Origin of the sequence: Pseudarthrobacter defluvii (assembly GCF_030816725.1) — a bacterium.
GTDB lineage: Bacteria > Actinomycetota > Actinomycetes > Actinomycetales > Micrococcaceae > Arthrobacter > Arthrobacter defluvii_A.
In genome coordinates this window covers 534,730-552,986 of record NZ_JAUSYG010000001.1, presented here as the reverse complement: position 1 = coordinate 552,986, position 18,257 = coordinate 534,730, and the positions used below count along the sequence as shown (strand labels likewise).

The following is an 18,257-nucleotide window of genomic DNA, read 5'->3' as shown; positions in this document are numbered from 1 at the left end:
CTTCTTGCGCCCAAACCCTATTTCTTGCGCCCGAACTTCGGCAGGTTGGGGAGATTGGCCAGCAGGTCGGCCGCCTTCGTGGCGGCCCGGCCGACCGTGCGTCCGATTTGCTGCGGAACGCTGTCGTCGCTCAGGGGGGCGGCGGTGCCGCCGGGAATCACGACGGCGGGGCTCAGCTCGGCGCCTTCCCGCACCAGGACAGGCGCCGGAGCTTCCTCCCTGGCTGGCTGGGCGGTCTCCATGGGCCGTGGTTCCACGGTGCGCGGTTCCATGGACCGCGGGGCCGGGGGCAGGGGCCCGGCGGCAGCGGCAACGCCCTCCCGCAGGTGGGCTGCGGCTGCCTGGTCCGGGCTGGTTGGTGACACGCCGGCTTTGGCGCCAGTGCCGACGTCGAACGTCTCCAGCCAACTGGCGATCCCCTCCAGCGGTCCCCGGTTCAGGGCGTAGTACCGCTTCTGGCCCTGCGCGCGCATACTGACCAGCTGCGCTTCACGGAGGACTTTCAGGTGCTTGGAAATGGTGGGCTGGCTCGCTGCCAGTTCCTCCACCAGTTCCCCTACGGCTTTGTCGCCCGTCCGGAGGGCCACCAGGATGTCGCGCCGGGTGGATTCCGCTATGACGGCAAATACGTCGTCTGTCACCATGCCTCCCACCCTAGCGACATATACGCCGAAAGGCATCAACTATTTCGGCCGCCGCAATCCGGCGGCTTCTAGTCGAACCAGGGATCCAAGCCGTGCAGCGGGAAGACGGCTTTCCGCGTGGCCATCACCGTGCGGTCAACGGCATCGTTGGGATCGAAACCGACTTCCCAGGACCGCCACCACAGCTCCACGTCGTCACCCATGAGGGCGGGCGCCTCCCGGCCGTACTTTTCTGCCACATACTGCCGCCACACCTGGGGCACGGGCGTCCGCAGCGGCACGGGCCGCCCCGCGGCGATGGCCACCAGGTGGCTCCAGGCCCGCGGCACCACGTCCAGCACGTTGTACCCTCCGCCGCCGGTGGCGATCCAACGGCCGCCACAGTAGCGTTCGGCCAAATGTCCCACGCCGTTCGCTGCGTCGCGTTGGCCGTCCACGCTGAGGTTGAGGTGCGTGAGGGGGTCGCTGCGGTGCGAGTCGCAGCCGTGCTGGCTCACTATTACCCCGGGCTCGAAGGCGCCCACCAGTTGCGGGACCACGGCGTAGAAGGCCCGCAGCCACCCGGCGTCCGACGTGCCGGCAGGCAGGGCCACATTTACTGCCGTTCCCTCGGCCGCGGGGCCACCGATTTCATTGGCGAATCCCGTGCCGGGAAAGAGGGTCAGGCCGGTCTCGTGCAGCGAGATGGTAAGCACCCGGGGATCGTCCCAAAAGATGTTCTGGGTGCCGTCCCCGTGGTGGGCGTCAACGTCGATGTAGGCCACTTTGCCCACGCCGCCGTCAAGCAGTTTCTGCACGGCAATCGCGGCGTCGTTGTAGATGCAGAATCCGCTGGCCCGCTCCCGGGCGGCGTGGTGCATCCCACCGCCGAAGTTGACGGCATGCACCGCAGACCCGTCCAGCACCCGCTGGGCCGCGAGCAGGGACCCGCCGGCGAGGCGGGCAGCGGCCTCATGCATGCCGGCAAAGGCGGGATCGTCCTCGGTTCCCAGCCCCCGGGATTCGTCCGGCTGCGAAGGGTCTGCACTGACCCGGCGGACCGCCGCAACGTAATCTGCCGAATGAACGGACTGCAGCTCAGCGTCAGAGGCCACATCCGGAGCTGCAACATCAACATGGTCCAGGTCGAAGAGCCCCAGGCTGCGGGCCAGGCGGGCCGTCAGGTCCATCCGTTCCGGCGCCATGGGATGGCCCGGACCAAAGTTGTAGGCTGTCATGTCAAGACTCCACGCCACCATTGTTGGCGGCGCGGGCTGGCTGAGGCCGGGCAGGTATGTCATCAATCACAGGCTACCCGAGCCCGCGCTGCCGCCCACCGGCCATGACGCGGGCTTTAGTGGTTTACTACTGGGGGAAGCCGTTTCAACCGAGGAAAAGCCACACATGACGCAGAGCCAGTCGAGGCCCCGGACACCGGCCGCCTGGCACCCCCCGGCGCAGGAGCGGGAGGGCCTCTGGATCCTGACGCGGCTGCGCGACTTCATTGACGACATCGCCAACACCACCCCCGCGCGGCTGGCTTTGACGGCGTTCGCCGCCGTCTGCACGGTATTCACGTTCCTTCTGTCCCTGCCGGTCTCCTCAGCTGACGGAACCCCCACCCCCGTCCACCAGGCGCTGTTCACAGCGGTGTCGGCGGTGTGCGTTACGGGACTCACGGTGGTGTCGACGGCGGTCCACTGGTCCTTCTTTGGCCAGCTGGTGATCCTGGTGGGCATCTTCATTGGCGGCCTGGGCACCCTGACCCTGGCGTCGTTGCTGGCACTGATGGTGAGCAAGCGGCTGGGTGTCCGGGGCAAGATCATCGCGGCGGAGTCCATGAACAACGCCGGCCGCCTGGGTGAGGTCGGCACCCTGCTGCGGATCGTCATCACCACATCCGTGGTCATCGAGGGTATCCTGGCGCTCGCATTGATCCCCCGGTTCCTGACCCTGGGTGAGCCGTTCTGGCAGTCGGTCTGGCACGGCGTCTTCTACGGCATCTCGTCGTTCAACAACGCCGGCTTCACGCCCCACTCGGACGGCATCGTCCCCTACGAGACGGACCTCTGGATCCTCATCCCCCTCATGGTGGGAGTCTTCATGGGCAGCCTGGGCTTCCCCGTGGTGATGGTCCTGCAGCAGAACGGCCTGAACTGGAAGAAGTGGAACCTCCACACCAAGCTCACCATCCAGGTCTCCCTGATCCTCCTGGCGGCGGGCACCTTCCTCTGGGCGCTGATGGAGTGGGACAACGCCCGGACCATCGGCTCCATGAGCGTGGGCGACAAGATCACGCACGCCCTTTTCGCGTCCGTGATGATGCGTTCAGGCGGGTTTAACCTGGTGGACCAGAACCTGATGGATTCCACCACCATGCTGCTGACCGACGCCCTGATGTTCGCCGGCGGCGGTTCCGCCTCCACGGCCGGCGGCATCAAGGTGACCACCATCGCCGTGATGTTCCTGGCCATCATCGCCGAAGCCCGCGGCGATGCCGACGTGAAGGTGTACGGCCGGACCATTCCGCAGGGCACCATGCGGGTGGCCATCTCCGTAATCGTTGCCGGCGCCACCCTGGTTTCCGTCTCCGCCTTCCTGCTCCTGCAGTTCAGCGGTGCGTCACTGGACCGGGTGCTGTTCGAGACGATTTCAGCCTTCGCCACCGTTGGCCTGAGCACCGGCCTCAGCGCCGAGGTGCCGCCCGAGGGCGTCTACGTCCTCACGGCCCTCATGTTCGCCGGCCGCGTGGGCACCGTAACCCTTGCCGCTGCCCTGGCCCTGCGCCAGCGCAGCCAGCTGTACCACTACCCCGAAGAGAGGCCGATCATTGGCTAGTTCCACAGACGCCCCCCGGCGCCCCGCCCACAATGCTCCGGTCCTGGTGATCGGGCTGGGCCGCTTTGGATCATCCACCGCGGAGCAACTGGTCAAGCAGGGCCGGGAAGTGCTCGCCATCGAACGGGACCGGAACCTGGTGCAGAAATGGGCGCCCCTCCTGACGCACGTGGTGGAGGCCGACGCCACCAACATCGATGCGCTCCGCCAGCTCGGCGCGCAGGAGTTCAGCTCCGCCGTCGTGGGCGTAGGCACCTCCATCGAGTCCTCGGTGCTGATTACCGTCAACCTGGTGGACCTGGGCATCGAGCACCTCTGGGTCAAGGCCATCACGCCCTCGCACGGCAAGATCCTCACCCGGATCGGCGCCAACCACGTCATCTACCCCGAGGCCGACGCCGGGGTGCGGGCCGCGCACCTGGTGTCCGGGCGCATGCTGGACTTCATCGAGTTCGACGACGACTTTGCGATCGTCAAGATGTACCCGCCGCGCGAAACGGTGGGCTTCACCCTGGACGAGTCAAAGGTCCGGTCCAAGTACGGGGTGACCATCGTGGGCGTGAAGTCCCCGGGTGAAGACTTCACCTATGCCCGGCCGGAGACCAAGGTGTCCTCCCGGGACATGCTGATCGTCTCCGGCCACGTGGACCTGCTGGAGCGGTTCGCGGCCCGGCCTTAGCCCAGCTGTTTCGTAATCTCGGCTGCGCGGTCGGCTGCCGCCTTGGCGCCGGCAGCGATGATGGCCGGGATGCCCTGTGCGTCGAATGTGGCGATGGCGCGTTCGGTGGTGCCGTTGGGGCTGGTGACCGCTTTGCGGAGGGCTGAGGGGTTTGCCCCGGGTTCGGCGAGCATGAGGCCGGCCCCGGCCACCGTTTCCCGTGCCAGCAGCAGCGACAACTCCCGGTCCAGGCCCAGCTCCTCGCCTGCGTTCGCCATGGCCTCTGCGAGGTAGAAGGCGTAGGCCGGCCCGGATCCGCTGATGGCCGACAGCGCATCCACCTGCTCCTCGGGGACCTCAACGACGGTCCCCGCCCCCTTCAGGATGCCCTTGACCAGCTGAAGCTGTTCAGGGGTGCAATGTGTTCCGGGCGAGACGGACACGACGCCGCGGCCCAGTTTTGCGGGGGTGTTGGGCATGGTCCGGATCACCGGCTGTCCGGCAGGGAGTGCGGCCTCCAACTGGGCGATCGACACCGCTGCGGCCACGCTGACCACCACGGTTCCTGGCGAAAGGGCAGGGCTGATTTCCCGGGCCAGGTCGGTGATGCCCACCGGCTTGACGCCAAGGATGACGACGGCGGATCCCTTGGCGGCCTGCTTGTTGTTGTCGGGCTCTTCCTCGCCGGCGATGGCGGTGATCCCCTGGTACCGTTCGGCCAGTTCCGAGGCACGTTCAGCGCGGCGGACAGTGGCCACCACATCCCCGGGGTCCGTTCCTGCCTTCAGCAGGCCGCCAAGAATGGCTTCGTTCATGGATCCACAGCCAAGGAATGCGATTCGGTTGCTCATGCCTCCATCATTGCAGGACGGATGCATTCACAGGCAACTCCCATCTTCAGCGCAGGCAGCACACAAGTTCGGGTCCTACCGTAGTTATTACCTCATTGAGGGTGCGAGTGATGCGGCAGGCATGGGGATGCCTGCCAGGGCACCGGCGGCACGGCAACAGGTTTTCCCCCATTTTCCTGTTGCCGGCCCCGGTGCTTCCGCACTTAACGGCCAGCTTTCCGCGGCAAGGCTGCGCCGGACCGTACGACCGCGGCAGGCAGCAAGCGCTTATGGCTAGACCGTTGCTTCCACCGACTGGGCCGCGGCCACGTGGGGCGCCGGCTGGAGCGGGCCGGAAAACACCAGTTGGTCCAGGCGCCGCAGAATGAGACCCTCACGCAGGGCCCAGGGGCAGATCCGGAGCTTCTTGAACTTGAACATCTCCAGGGCAGCCTCAGCCACCAGGGCGCCGGCCAGAAGCTGGTGGGCCCGGGCCTCAGAGACGCCGGGAAGGTGCAGCCTGTCTTCCGAACTCATCGCCGAAATCCGCTGGGTCCAAATGCCCAGGTCCGAGGCGTGCAGTTCGCGTTTGACGTAGGGGCCTTCGGCGCTGGGGGCGGCGCCGGCGATCCGGGCCAGCGAACGGAATGTCTTTGACGTACCGGCCACCACATTGGCCCGGCCCAGCCCGTCGAATTCGCGGACGGCCGGCTTGAGCGTGGCCCTGATGTAGCGGCGGAGTTCCTTGACGGACTTGGCCGACGGCGGGTCCGCGGCCAGCCAGTCCCTGGTGAGGCGGCTGGCGCCCAGCGGCACGGAGGTGGCTACTTCCGGCAGCTCGTCCTGGCCGAAGGCCATTTCGAAGGAGCCGCCGCCGATGTCCAGGTTCAGGATGGGACCGGCACCCCACCCGTGCCAGCGTCGCACCGCGAAGAACGTCATGGACGCTTCCTCGCTGCCGGTGAGTTCCTGGAGGGTCACGGTGGTTTCGTGCTTGACCCGGGCCAGGACTGCGGGGCCGTTGGTGGCCTCGCGGATGGCTGATGTACAGAACGCCAGCAGGTCCTCAGCCTTGTGCCGGGCCGCGAATTCCCATGCTTCCAGCACGAACTCGGTCAGCTCGTGCTGGCCTTCCTCGCTGATGCTGCCGTCGGGTTCGAGGTACTGGACCAGGGACAGCGGACGCTTGTGCGACGCGAACGGGACCGGCTGCGCGCCGGGGTGGGCATCCACCAGGAGCAGGTGGACAGTATTGGAACCGATATCGAGGACACCTAGACGCATGGGGACATTATTGCTCGTCAGCCCGCTTGAAGTCGCGCCTGATGTTGGCCACGCCCTCGGGGTTGATCTCAAAGCCGTAGGCTGCTCCCGGGTTGATCACCATGCCCAGTTCGTCGCCGATATTCGCAATGATTGCTGCACCCTGCGTTCCCAGCACGTTCGGAGCGGCTTCCAGGTACTGCTGGTCCACCCTGCTGGGGTGCGAGAAAACGGCAAGGACGGGGTCGCCGTCGGCGTTGGCCAGGACCAGGGGCTCCACCTGGGAATCAACACCCTCCACCGTGTCCGAGCTGATGATGTAGACCTCGCTGTTGAGGAACGACAGGATGACGTCCACGGGATTTGCGTCGGGCTGCCCGCCGGTAGCGAGCTTCTCCTCAAGGTCGTTGAGCGGGGAAAGGTCCGTGTGCGCAGGCTGTTCAGTCATACGACTAGCCGATCACGATCCGGTGGCCGGCGCAAACGCGCCGGCCAGCCAGCGCTATTTCTTGGCCGTTGCCTTCTTCTTGGCCGGCGCCTTGCGGGTGGCGGTCCGCTTGACCGGGCCCTTGGCGCGCTTCTCGGCCAGCAGCTCCACTGCCTGCTCCCGCGTAAGCTCCTCGAGGGAGGTTGCGCGGGGAACCGTGATGTTGGTGATGCCGTCGGTGATGTAGGGCCCGAACCGGCCTTCCTTCACCACGATGTTCTTCTCGGACACAGGGTCCGGGCCGAACTCGGCCAGCGGCGGCACCGCGGCACGGGCGCCGCGCTGCTTGGGCTGCGAGTAGATCTCCAAAGCCTGTTCCAGCGTGATGGTGAAGATTTCCTCTTCGGAGCCGATGGAACGGGAGTCCGTGCCCTTCTTCAGGTAGGGCCCGAACCGGCCGTTCTGGACCGTGATGAGGTTTCCTTCAGCGTCCTCCCCCAGGGCACGCGGCAGGCTCATCAGCTGCAGTGCCTCGTCCAGGGTCACCGACTCGACGGTCATGGACTTGAACAGCGAACCCGTGCGCGGCTTGGCCTTAACCGGCTTCTTGGGCGGCTTGGGCTTGCCGTTCTTGTAGTACTCCACCGGCTGCCTGGCCAGTTCTTCATCCGTCATCTCGGGGATGATCTCGGTGACGTAGGCGCCGTAGCGGCCGTTCTTGGCCACCACCGTGTGACCGGTGTGAGGATCGGCACCGAGAACGCGCTCCTCCGGCGCGGCCGTCTCCATCAGTTCGATGGCCTTGGCCGCGGTCAGTTCGTCAGGCGCCAGGTCCTCGGGCACATTGGCGCGCGCGGATTCGACGATCTCGCCGGTCTTCGGGTCCACCACGGCGGCCGAGCTCTCCAGGTAGGGGCCGAACTTGCCCACCCGCAGGGTGATCTCGTCCGTGATGGGGATCGAGTTGATCTCCCTGGCGTCGATCTCGCCCAGGTTGTTGACGATGCTCAGCAGGCCGGGATCGGAATCCTCGCCGAAGTAGAAGTGGCGCAGCCAAGAGGCACCGGCTTCCTGGCCGTTGGCGATCTTGTCCAGGTCGCCTTCCATGTCGGCGGTGAACTCGTAGTCCACGTAGTCGGAAAAGTGCTGTTCCAGAAGCCGGATGACCGAGAAGGCGATCCAGCTGGGCACCAGGGCCGAGCCCTGCTTCCGGACGTAGCCGCGGTCCTGGATGGTGGAGATGGTGGAGGCGTAGGTGGACGGGCGTCCGATGCCCTTCTTCTCCAGTTCCGCGGTGAGGGACGCTTCCGTGTAGCGCGGCGGCGGGGAGGTTTCGTGGCCCACGGCCTGGATGTCCGCAGCGGTCAGGGAATCGTCCTTGGCCACGTTGGGCAGCCGGCGCGCTTCGTCGGAGTCGTCGTCGCCGCGGGTCTCGTCCTTGCCTTCCTCGTAGGCTGCGAGGAAGCCGGGGAAGGTGATGACGGTGCCGGAGGCGGAGAACTCGGCGTCGCGCCCGTCGGCGGAGACGGCACCCAGGCGGATGGTCGCCGTCGACCCCTTGGCGTCACCCATCTGGGACGCGACGGTGCGCTTCCAAATGAGTTCGTAGAGGCGGAACTCGTCCCCGGACAGCTGTTTCGCCACCTGGGCGGGGGTGCGGAAGGAGTCACCGGCGGGGCGGATGGCCTCGTGCGCTTCCTGGGCGTTGGCGGCCTTGTTGGAGTACACGCGCGGGGACTGCGGAATGTATTCGGGGCCGTACAGCTCGGAGGCCTGGCGGCGGGCGGCGGTGACAGCTTCGTCGCTCAGCGCGGACGAGTCGGTACGCATATAGGTGATGTAGCCGTTTTCATACAGCCGCTGCGCGATCTGCATGGTGCTCTTCGAGGAAAAGCGCAGCTTGCGGCCGGCTTCCTGCTGCAGGGTGGAGGTGGTGAACGGGGCAGCGGGGCGGCGCGTGTACGGCTTCGTGTCCACGGAACGGACACGGAACTCCGCGTTCTGCAGCCCGGCTGCAAGGGACGTTGCCAGTTCCTCGTTGAGGTGGGCCACGTTCCGGGATGTGAGCTCGCCGTTGTCATTGAAGTCACGGCCCGTTGCCACCTTGGCGCCGTCGACGGCGGCAAGCTTGGCCTTGAACGAGCCCGATTCCGCACCGAACTGCCCGGTCAGGTCCCAGTAGGAGGCGGCCTTGAACGCCATGCGTTCGCGTTCGCGGTCCACCACCATGCGGGTGACCACGGACTGCACGCGCCCGGCGGACAGGCCGCGGGCCACCTTGCGCCACAACACGGGCGAGATTTCGTAGCCGTAGAGGCGGTCCAGGACGCGGCGGGTTTCCTGGGCGTCCACCAGGTCCTGGTCCACGTCGCGCAGGTTGCCCATGGCGCGCTGGATCGCTTCCTTGGTGATTTCGCCGAAGGTCATCCGGTACACCGGGACCTTGGGCTTGAGCACTTCCAGCAGGTGCCACGCGATGGCCTCGCCCTCGCGGTCCCCATCGGTTGCGAGATAGAGTTCGTCGGCGTCCTTGAGCGCGGCCTTGAGCTCGGTGACCTTTTTCTTCTTGTCCGGGGACACCACGTAGTAGGGCTTGAAGTCGTGGTCAATGTCGACGGCGAACTTGCCCACCGAGGTTTTCTTCAGCTCGGCAGGCAGCTCGGACGGCTGCGGCAGGTCCCGGATGTGACCGATGGAGGCCTCCACGATGAAGCCTTCGCCGAGGTATTTGGCGATGGTCTTGCTCTTGGCCGGAGACTCCACGATCACGAGTTTCTTGCCGGTTTTGGCCTTGCTTGGCACGGTGCTCCTACAGAAAAAGATTGCTGGGGCAGATGAGCCCATGTTCGCCTAGTTCACCATATTTTGGGGAATCGTGCGCATTCATGTGGAAAAGACGGGGCTCCATTGCGGGCTTACGGGGGCGTCCCGTCAGGCAGTCATCCCGGCCGGGAGTAGGAAGCCGTCGCGGACCAGGTTGGCCACGTCGGCGAGCAGCGCACGCTGGAAGGACCCGCCGTCGAACGCTTCCTCCCCGCTGAAATCCCCGCCCAGGAGGGCCTCCAAAGCGCCGGCGATCTGCCCGGCGGTGAGGTCGCCGTCGCACGCGGACACAAAGCCGGCCAGCTCCGTGCTCATCAGGTTGGTGCGGCGCAGCCCGGCACCCTGCCGGAGCAGGATTACACCGGGGTGCTCGGCCCCGGGCCGCTGGTGGCGCTCCTCGGTGACGTCTTCCGCCACGAGCAGGTGCGTGTTGCCAAGATCATGCGCCGCAAGCCAGTCGCAGCGTTCGACGGCGGCGCCCAGGTGGGGTCCGATGGGCTGCTCGATGGGGTAGGTGATTTCCTCGAAACGGCTGATGGATGCAGGGTGGCCGTCGGCGGGGCGCCGGAGCCAGACCATGCCGAAGCCGATTCCCGCCACGTTCCTGGAGGCGAAATCCGCGAGGTAGGCGCCATACGCCTCCCGGTAGTGCTGCCGGTCGCGGGATTCGGAGGCGTCCTGCAGCCAGGTTTCGGCGTATTGTTCGGGGCTGACCTGCTCGCGCTGGATGAACCAGGCGTCCGTGCCCTCCCGCACCCAGGACCGGGGCCGCTCCTCCCAGCCCGCAGCCTCAGGAACTTCCCAGTTCCCCAGCATCTGGGCCCAGCCGCCGGGCGCCAGGATGCCTGGCAGGTCCGCCACCAGGGATGCGACGATCTCATCGCCCGGCAGGCCGCCGTCGCGGTAGGTGAACTGGTCCGCCGCGCCCTCACCGGTCCGGCGCGGTGTGATGACGAACGGCGGGTTGGAGACCACCAGTCCGAACTCCTCGCCCGTGACCGGCTCCAGGAGGGATCCCAGGCGCAGGCTCACCCTGTCCTCGAGCCGGTCCGGGTCCACGGAGAGGGCTTCTGCATTAAGCAGTATGTTGAACCGTGCGTAGGCCAGGGCGCGCTCAGAGATATCGGTGGCGGTGACGTGGTGACAGTGGTGCAGCAGGTGGAAGGCCTGGATGCCGCAGCCTGTGCCCAGGTCCAGGGCCCGCTCGGTGTGGCGGCGGATGGTGGTCTGCACCAATGTGGTGGACGCCTGCCCGATGCCCAGGACGTGGTCGTGCCGCAGCACACCGGCCTGCTGGTGGGCGGCCAGGTCGCTGGCCACCCACAGCTCGGCGCCCCCGCTGCCGTCGTCGTTTTTGTCCCACCCGTATGGCCTCAGGTCTGCCCTGGCGGTCAGCAGTGCCGAGCCGGGGACGGGCTGCACGAGTCCGAGCTCCAGGAGGCCGTCCGCACCGATGTCCGGCAGCGCGGCGTCGAGCGTTTCCCGCTCCTGGGGCTCCGCGAGGAGCCATAGACGGACGACGGCGGCAAGGGGCGCCACGCGCTTGTCCTCCTCCACTGCCCGCTCGGCAGCAAGCAGGGCGGGGATGGTTTGGTCCCGGTTCAGTGCCGCGGAGGCCGTAGGTCCCAGCAGCCGGGCCACGCCGTCCAGTGTGTAGTCCAGCCTTCTCAGGTCCGCGGCAAGGGATGCCAGCAGCGCGGGGAGGTCGCTGCGGGGAGCGTCGGGGGTGTTGCCGGCGGTGAACTCGTAAGGGGATCTAGGCACCGCTCAAGTTTAGTCCGGCATGGCTGCGGGGTACGGTGGAGGCATGCCTTCCCACCTGTCCTCGGTTCCCCGTGCCCGCACGGACATGACGGTGCGCCGTTCGCTGCCGGGCGCCCTGATCACCGCGCTGCTCGGCGTTGCCATTGCCGGGTGTTCACCCGTGACCTCGGGGAAGAACGCGGACGTACCCAAGTGGCGGGCCACCGCCCTGCCCTCTTCCCCGGCCGGGGTTGTGCTGCAGGACTCCGGCAAGATCCTGAACCGGGACCGCATCGTGCAGGAAGCCGCCCGGGTACCCGCCGGGAGCTACACGCTCACAGCGGTATGTGACGGGACCGGCAAGGCGTTCTTCGCGGTCTCGTTGGACGGGAAAGCCCTGACGGAAGCCGGGGCAGCGTGCAACGGCCGGCAGGAAACCACCAAGATCACCCTGCCCACCGCCGGACGGGTCGAAATCAGCACCTCCAGCGTGGACGCTCCGCTGCTCTATGCCTACCGGCTGGTGCCCGCGCAATAGCCCCTCGCTTCCGCTATGGTCCGCCGCCCGCTCCGGGCATACAGTCGGACTATGCCCAGCGTGCGGGGAACCTCCGCGCCCCCTTCAAAAGGGACAGCACGGGCGCCCCTGGCACCGAAGCCGGCGGCCGCCGTCGCCCTTGGACTCGTGCTTGCGGCAGGCGCGCTGGCGGGCTGTGAATATACGTACGACGACGGCCGGGCCGGCAATGCGCAGGGCACCGCCTCCGTTGACCCGGCTCCGGCCTTCACCCGCGACCCACTGCAGCAGGACCCTGTCGGTGACGCTGAGCTTGGTGACTGGGTGTCCCGGGCCCTCCCGGACAGTACCGGCCCAGTGGTCCAGGCCGATGCCGGGCTCCTGGGCGCCGGGGAGGTGCGGACCGTTTCGTCGCCCGTGCTGGAGACCGGGACCTACATCCTGGCCATCGCGTGCCGGAGCCAGCGCCGGGTGACCTTCACGGTGCGCACCGAGACCCTCACCCTGGTGGACCTGGGCCTGCGGTGCGGCATCAACCGCGAAAACGTCATCTACCTGTCCACGGACAGCGTCCTGACGGTCAGGGTGGAGGCCAGGACGGCCGCCAACTACGCCTTCCGGGTGCGCCGGCTTTGATGCGCTTTCCAGGGCCGCACTGCTAAACCGTGGTTGTTGCCCGAACTGCAGGCTGGGCTGCTCCGGGCTGGACGGGCGGCGCGGGACTGTAAGACGCCGGGTTGCCGCGCTAGGCTGCCGCGCAGCCGTCCGGGCAGCGGAGGGTTTCGGGGCTCGCGGCGCACTCAGCGCAGTACAGCGTCAAGGTCCGGCAGCTGGGGTTGGAGCAGTTCTCAAACTTGCTGGTGGGCGCGGAGCAGCGGGCGCACTGGCCGATGGTTTTGGCGTCCTCGCTGAACTCGAGGTGCATGCGCTTGTCGAAGACATAGAGGGACCCTTCCCAGAGTCCCTGGTCCTTGAATGCCTCGCCGTACCGGACGATGCCGCCGTCGAGTTGGTACACCTCCTTAAAGCCGCGGTTCACCATCAGGCTGGACAGCACTTCACAACGGATGCCCCCGGTGCAGTAGGTGACCACGGGTTTGTCCTTCAAGGAGTCGTACTTGCCGGAGTCCAACTCCTTGATGAAGTCGTGGGTGGTGCCCACGTCCGGGACCACGGCGTCCTTGAACCGGCCAATCTGCGCTTCGAACGCGTTCCGGCCATCGAAGAAGACCACTTCCTCGCCGTCCTGTTTCCTGGCGTCGACGAGTTCGTGCAGCTCCTCGGGGTTGAGGTGCTTCCCGCCGCCCACCACGCCGTTGGCGTCCACCTTCAGTTCTCCCGGGGCGCCGAAGGAGACGATCTCGTCCCGTACCTTCACGCTCAGCCGGGGAAAGTCCTCCGCGCCCCCGTCCGACCACTTAATGTCGATGTCGCGGAATCCGGGATATTCACGGGTGGTTTTGACGTATTGCTTGACGTCGCGGATGTCCCCGCCCACCGTGGCGTTGATTCCGTCCTTGGAAATGATGATGCGTCCCGTCAGTCCCAGCTTCTCGCACAGGGCGCGCTGCCAGAGCCGAACGGCGTCGGGATCTGCGATGGGGGTAAAGCCGTAAAAAAGCACAATCTTGTTCAAAGCCACGTATTTAAGGGTACCGGCTGGGCCGCCTGCACCTGCCTCACTCCGTCCAGCCGGCCTTGGTGCGTATCACAATTCCATAAGCACTTCCGCATCCCCTGTTGCTGGGGATCGGGCTGGAATAGTGTTCATTTCATGAGTCCGGAAACCCTGGTTGAAGACATCACTGGCCTGCTCGAAGTGTGGGTTGCCGGCTGGGCCGGATGTCGCGGCTACCGGACCTCCACGGAAGGCCGTTTCCCATCCGCGCTGCGCGCCGATACCAGCGGGGAGTGGGAAGTCTTCGCATCCGAACCCACAGTGGATGAGTTCGCTGCCCTGGCCGTCAAGACGGCGGAATCCCCGGCCCGCGTGCTCACCGTCCTCACCAACGACCCCTCCCGGTACGCCGATCTGGCTGCCCTGCACGGACTGAACGTCACCTCCAACACGCAGACGATGATGATCGTGGACATGGAGACCCAGGACGCCGAGGACCCCTGGCTTTCCGACGATGACCTGAGCCTGTCCACTTTCGAGCAGGACGGCGTCCATTATGCCGAGGTCCGCTCCGGAGACGCCATCGCCGCCAGCGGCAGGGTGTTCGTGGTGGGCGATACCGCTGTGTTCGACAAGATCATCACCGAACCGGCGTTCCAGCGCAGGGGCCTGGGCAGCCTCATCATGCGTGCCCTGGCGGCCCAGGCATTCGGCCACGACGTGCGGAGCGGCCTCCTGCTGGCTTCGGCGGACGGGCAGAAGCTCTATTCACACCTCGGCTGGACCACGGTGGCCCAGGTCCTGATGCTCTCGGCGTCGCACGACGGAGCGGACCTCTCGCTCAGCTGAACCCGCCTTTCCGGTTTTTCCGTAGGCGAACCGCGGTCGGTGGACGGGGCCCCGGATGAAAGAATGGTGGGGTGAACCCCCATGACTCCCTGATTCCTCTGCTGGGCCGCGGCCCGGACCCGGAACAGCTTCGTCATGTCCGCACCATCCCGGCGAGGGAGGCGGTCCACGCACCATGGCCGGAGTGGCTGCATCCGGACGTCGCTGAAGCCTACGGCTCTTTGGGCATCCGGGAGCCGTATCGGCATCAGGTGGACGCGGCCAACACGGCCCACTCGGGCGAACACGTCGTGGTGGCCACCGGTACCGCGTCCGGGAAGTCGCTGGCCTACCAGCTGCCCGCGCTGGATGCGATCCACCGGTCCGAGTTGCGGGTGCTGGCGGACCCCGGAAAGATCCACGACGACGGCGCGGTCACCCTTTATCTCTCCCCCACCAAGGCGCTGGCCGCCGACCAACTGAACGCCATCCGCGCCCTGAAACTGCCAACCGTCCGGGCCGAAACCTACGACGGCGACACCGATCCGGCCGCCCGCCGGTGGATCCGGGACCACGCGAACTTCATCCTGGCCAACCCGGACATGCTGCACTTTGGCATCCTTCCCAACCACGCCTGGTGGGCAGCGTTCTTCCGCCGGCTGCGCTACGTCATTGTGGACGAGGCCCACAGCTACCGGGGCGTGTTCGGATCGCACGTGGCCAACCTGATGCGGCGGCTCCGCCGGATCTGCGCCTACTACGGGGCAGGAACGGCTTTCCCTGAGCCCGTGTTCATTGCTGCCTCAGCCACTGCTTCCGAGCCTGATGTCTCCTTCTCGCGCCTCATCGGCGCGCCCGTGAAGGCGGTGTCCCGCGACTGTTCGCCCCATGGGGCCACCACGGTGGCGCTGTGGGAGCCGGCGCTCACCGAAGTCCGCGGCGAGAACGGGGCCAAGGAGCGGCGGACGGCGGTTGCCGAGACCTCCGACCTGCTGGCCAACCTGGTATCGGCCCGGATCCGCACCATCGCCTTCATCAAGTCACGCCGTGGCGCCGAAACCATCTCCGCCATCACCAGGCGTCTCCTCGACGAAGTGGATCCGAGCCTTCCCCAACGGGTGGCAGCCTACCGCTCCGGTTACCTGCCGGAGGAACGCCGTGCGGTGGAGAAAGCCCTGCGCTCAGGCCAGCTGCTGGGCGTTTCCAGCACATCCGCGCTGGAACTGGGAATCGACATCTCCGGCCTTGACGCGGTCCTGGTGGCCGGCTGGCCGGGCACGCGCGCATCGCTGTTCCAGCAGATCGGCAGGGCCGGCCGCGCCGGCCAGGACGCCATCGCCGCGTTTGTAGCCAGCGATGACCCGCTGGACACGTTCCTGGTGAACCACCCCGAAGCGATCTTCGACGTTTCGGTCGAAGCAACCGTCTTTGACCCGTCCAACCCGTACGTGCTCGGACCGCACCTCTGCGCTGCGGCAGCGGAACTTCCCCTGGGACCTGCCGAGCTGGACCTCTTCGGCGGGACCGCCGAAACGCTCCTGGACCGGCTGGTTGCACAGGGCTACCTACGACGGCGGCCCGCGGGCTGGTTCTGGACCCACTCGCAAAGCGCCGCGGCCATGGTCAATCTCCGGGCGGACGGCGGAGGTCCGGTCAGCATCGTTGACGCCGAGACCGGTTCCCTTCTGGGAACCATGGACTCGCCCCAAACCCACTATCAGGCACACACCGGCGCCGTATACGTCCACCAAGGCGACACCTACGTAGTAGAGGACCTGAACGAAGACGACCACTGCGTCATGGTGCGCCGGGCAAACCCCGACTACTACACGACAGCACGGGACGTGACCCAAATCGAGGTCCTGGACACTCTGCGGAGCATGCAGTGGGGCGATGTGACCGTCCACTTCGGCGATGTGAAAGTCACTACGCAGGTTGTCTCCTTCCAGCGTAAAGCCCTGATCTCCAACGAGGTCCTGGGAGAGGAGCCACTTGAACTCGGTGCACGCGAGCTGTTCACCAAGGCGGTGTGGTTCGTGGTGGACAACCGCTCCCTGACGGGGGCGGGATTGATCGAAGCGCAGTTCCCCGGCGCCCTCCACGCCGCGGAACACGCGGCGATCGGACTCCTGCCCCTCGTTGCCTCCAGCGACCGCTGGGACATCGGAGGGGTTTCCACCGCTCTGCACGCCGACACCGGGGTGCCCACCATTTTCGTGTATGACGGGCATCCCGGCGGTGCAGGATTTGCCGAGCGGGGCTTCGACAAAGCCAAGGTATGGTTGGCGGCAACGCGGGACGCCATCAAGGCCTGCGAGTGCGAATCGGGCTGCCCGTCCTGCGTCCAGTCCCCCAAGTGCGGAAACAAGAACAACCCTCTGGACAAGGCCGCCGCGGTGACCCTGCTGGACGTCCTGCTCAAGGACGCCAAGGAGGCCATGCCGGTGGAGCAGGAAGCCAGGAGCTGAACCGCCCCAGGCCGCCTAGGGTGGCGGTCCGGCCCGGGCGTGGCCGGTGGCAGGGCCGAACAGCGGACGCTCGCCAAGCTCGGTCCGCACTTCAACGGTCTGACCGGCCCCCTCAATGCAGCTGAGGACGGTGGCGGCATGGCGCGCGGCGACGTCGGCGGCAACAGCGCAAGGCTCTCCGCTGGTGATTCCCCTAAGGGCGTCCGCCGCCGCAAGGGCCGCCAGGTCCGCAGCCCCGGCAGCCCTGCTTGCAAGCACAGCTGACTGGGCCAACAGCAGCATGACCGCCATGGTTGTCATGACCACAAGGGCCAGCCCGGCCGCCAGGACTGTCCCCGACCCGCGCTCCGAGCCCTCCTGCCTGCCTGAACACCGCCAGGCCCGGGGCCGGACCTCCCGATCCAGAGGACGGTGCCGCGCAGCAGAGTCGCCCTGACTGCGCACCGAGTGGCATGGACCGGCGCCGCCCCTCACCTGCGGCCTGCGCCATTAGTCGAGGCACCACCAAGACCACTGGCAGCTCCGGCGCCCGCAGTTTCACTGCGCGTTGAGGCATGGGCGGTAAGCGTCCACGGGATGGAGGACCCCAAGGGCCCCGACACCCGGTCCGTCACGGTGATGCTGAACCACCCGCCGTCGGAAGCCACTGACGCGGCCGCCGAGCCACCGGCGAGCGTCCGGACTGTCCGTTCCACCGCCGCCGGGTCATCGCCGCGCGCCAGGGCCCTGGCACCGGCGCGGGCTCCCTCCTCAATTCGCAACTGCGTCACACCCGCAGCGGCTCCGGCAAGCAGCATGGCCAGCAATGCCAGCACAGCAGGCAGTGCCACGGCGAACTCCGCCGTGACGGCGCCCCTTGCTTTGGCCGCTCCGTCCGCTGTTACCCGCCATCGTCGCCTCCCGGCTGGCTCATGCCGACTGATGTTGCTGCAGGCTGCTCGATCGCAGGTGGCTGGGTTGCCGGCTGCCGGGTTGCCGATGGGTTCGGTGCAAGGCCCACTGCGGTTGACACCTAAACGGGGTCGCCGGGAGCCGGGTACGGCCGCAGTATGCATCACGGGAGCGCGAGGGCGGTGCGGATGAGGTTGAGCAGGAAGCCCCGAACCTCATCGCTCCGGAGGATGAACACGAGCAGCCCGGCGAATCCGACGGCGGCCAGCGTAGCAATGGCATACTCCGCCGTGGCCATCCCGGCCTCCGAACACATCAACCTTGCGCTTCGCCTGGACGTGGGCCGGGCGCCTGCTGAACCGGAAACGGAACCGCAGCAGACTCGGCGTTGCCCCAGTGAACCTGGTCCCAGCGAACTGGGCCCCGTCGAATCGGGCCCCAGCGATTCAGGGTAGAGCTCCACGACGTTGCCTGGCCACGGGAAGGATGCGGCCTGGGCTGGAGCCTTCGAGGCTGATGCCTTCAGTACAGGCCGGGGAGCTGCGAGCGCGGAGGTACCGAAGGCGTGATTGGTGGCGTAGTTGCGGCGGCGGTGGTTGGTGGACATCTGGTTTCCTTTCCGGTGGTCGCCGGTGGTTTTTCCGGCTGCCTCGACTCTTCCCGGCGCAGCAGCTGCCGGTAAGGGAGGGCGTGCGCTAAGTGGAAAAGCCGGGGGCCCACCGGGAATGTG

At 66.9% G+C, this 18,257-nt stretch carries 17 protein-coding genes; 6 read left to right on the top strand and 11 right to left on the bottom strand.

What is annotated here, in order from left to right:
* Nucleotides 1-17 precede the first annotated feature (17 nt).
* Both QF031_RS02490 and QF031_RS02485 read right to left on the bottom strand, forming a co-directional pair.
* Complete coding sequence (locus QF031_RS02490) at nt 18-644, bottom strand: ArsR/SmtB family transcription factor (RefSeq protein WP_307423642.1); 627 nt, start codon at nt 642-644, stop codon at nt 18-20.
* A 68-nt stretch (nt 645-712) separates the two neighbouring features.
* Entirely contained in the window at nt 713-1,924 is a 1,212-nt protein-coding gene (locus QF031_RS02485) for an acetoin utilization protein AcuC (protein ID WP_307423640.1), read from the bottom strand.
* A 103-nt stretch (nt 1,925-2,027) separates the two neighbouring features.
* Between QF031_RS02485 and QF031_RS02480 the strand changes: the two genes are divergently transcribed.
* Together QF031_RS02480 and QF031_RS02475 are read left to right on the top strand one after the other, a co-directional pair.
* Nucleotides 2,028-3,461 carry a TrkH family potassium uptake protein gene (locus QF031_RS02480; protein WP_307423637.1) on the top strand — a complete coding sequence of 478 codons (1,434 nt, stop codon included), beginning with the start codon at nt 2,028-2,030 and terminating at the stop codon, nt 3,459-3,461.
* On the top strand, nt 3,454-4,140 hold the full coding sequence (locus QF031_RS02475; protein WP_026265713.1) for a potassium channel family protein: 687 nt from the start codon (nt 3,454-3,456) through the stop codon (nt 4,138-4,140). Before QF031_RS02480 ends, QF031_RS02475 begins: the two co-directional genes overlap by 8 nt.
* Here the strand turns inward: QF031_RS02475 and proC are convergent.
* From proC to QF031_RS02450, 5 genes are all read right to left on the bottom strand, one after another.
* Nucleotides 4,137-4,970, bottom strand: a complete 834-nt coding sequence (gene proC / locus QF031_RS02470; RefSeq protein WP_307423634.1) for a pyrroline-5-carboxylate reductase — start codon at nt 4,968-4,970, stop codon at nt 4,137-4,139. The two genes, QF031_RS02475 and proC, sit on opposite strands and share 4 nt — an antisense overlap.
* Nucleotides 4,971-5,243: 273 nt before the next feature.
* The gene (locus tag QF031_RS02465; protein WP_307423629.1) at nt 5,244-6,233 is read right to left on the bottom strand and encodes a Ppx/GppA phosphatase family protein; all 990 of its coding nucleotides are present in this window, start codon (nt 6,231-6,233) and stop codon (nt 5,244-5,246) included.
* A gap of 7 nt (nt 6,234-6,240) precedes the next feature.
* The gene (locus QF031_RS02460) at nt 6,241-6,660 is read right to left on the bottom strand and encodes an SseB family protein (protein ID WP_307423625.1); all 420 of its coding nucleotides are present in this window, start codon (nt 6,658-6,660) and stop codon (nt 6,241-6,243) included.
* Nucleotides 6,661-6,714: 54 nt separating this feature from the next.
* Entirely contained in the window at nt 6,715-9,441 is a 2,727-nt protein-coding gene (topA, locus tag QF031_RS02455; protein WP_307423622.1) for a type I DNA topoisomerase, read from the bottom strand.
* Nucleotides 9,442-9,570: 129 nt separating this feature from the next.
* Nucleotides 9,571-11,226 carry a N5-glutamine methyltransferase family protein gene (locus tag QF031_RS02450; protein WP_307423620.1) on the bottom strand — a complete coding sequence of 552 codons (1,656 nt, stop codon included), beginning with the start codon at nt 11,224-11,226 and terminating at the stop codon, nt 9,571-9,573.
* A 43-nt stretch (nt 11,227-11,269) separates the two neighbouring features.
* On the opposite strand from QF031_RS02450, the gene QF031_RS02445 reads away from it, so the two are divergent.
* Both QF031_RS02445 and QF031_RS02440 read left to right on the top strand, forming a co-directional pair.
* A complete protein-coding gene (locus tag QF031_RS02445) occupies nt 11,270-11,743 on the top strand; it encodes a hypothetical protein (RefSeq protein WP_307423616.1) in 474 nt (157 codons plus the stop codon).
* A 51-nt stretch (nt 11,744-11,794) separates the two neighbouring features.
* Nucleotides 11,795-12,358, top strand: coding sequence for a hypothetical protein (locus QF031_RS02440; protein ID WP_307423612.1), 564 nt, complete (start codon nt 11,795-11,797; stop codon nt 12,356-12,358).
* Between the two features lie 109 nt (nt 12,359-12,467).
* Here QF031_RS02440 and trhO read toward each other — a convergent pair whose 3' ends face one another.
* Nucleotides 12,468-13,364 carry an oxygen-dependent tRNA uridine(34) hydroxylase TrhO gene (gene trhO / locus QF031_RS02435; protein ID WP_307423610.1) on the bottom strand — a complete coding sequence of 299 codons (897 nt, stop codon included), beginning with the start codon at nt 13,362-13,364 and terminating at the stop codon, nt 12,468-12,470.
* 132 nt (nt 13,365-13,496) lie between these two features.
* On the opposite strand from trhO, the gene QF031_RS02430 reads away from it, so the two are divergent.
* Nucleotides 13,497-14,189 carry a GNAT family N-acetyltransferase gene (locus QF031_RS02430; RefSeq protein ID WP_307423608.1) on the top strand — a complete coding sequence of 231 codons (693 nt, stop codon included), beginning with the start codon at nt 13,497-13,499 and terminating at the stop codon, nt 14,187-14,189.
* A 71-nt stretch (nt 14,190-14,260) separates the two neighbouring features.
* Entirely contained in the window at nt 14,261-16,636 is a 2,376-nt protein-coding gene (locus QF031_RS02425; protein ID WP_307423604.1) for a DEAD/DEAH box helicase, read from the top strand.
* A gap of 15 nt (nt 16,637-16,651) precedes the next feature.
* Here QF031_RS02425 and QF031_RS02420 read toward each other — a convergent pair whose 3' ends face one another.
* The 3 genes from QF031_RS02420 to QF031_RS02410 all read right to left on the bottom strand — a co-directional run bounded on the left by QF031_RS02420 (nt 16,652) and on the right by QF031_RS02410 (nt 18,134).
* Entirely contained in the window at nt 16,652-17,080 is a 429-nt protein-coding gene (locus tag QF031_RS02420; RefSeq protein ID WP_307423601.1) for an Rv3654c family TadE-like protein, read from the bottom strand.
* A gap of 26 nt (nt 17,081-17,106) precedes the next feature.
* A complete protein-coding gene (locus QF031_RS02415; RefSeq protein WP_307423598.1) occupies nt 17,107-17,466 on the bottom strand; it encodes a TadE family type IV pilus minor pilin in 360 nt (119 codons plus the stop codon).
* Nucleotides 17,467-17,690: 224 nt separating this feature from the next.
* On the bottom strand, nt 17,691-18,134 hold the full coding sequence (locus tag QF031_RS02410) for a DUF4244 domain-containing protein (RefSeq protein WP_307423595.1): 444 nt from the start codon (nt 18,132-18,134) through the stop codon (nt 17,691-17,693).
* Nucleotides 18,135-18,257: the final 123 nt, after the last annotated feature.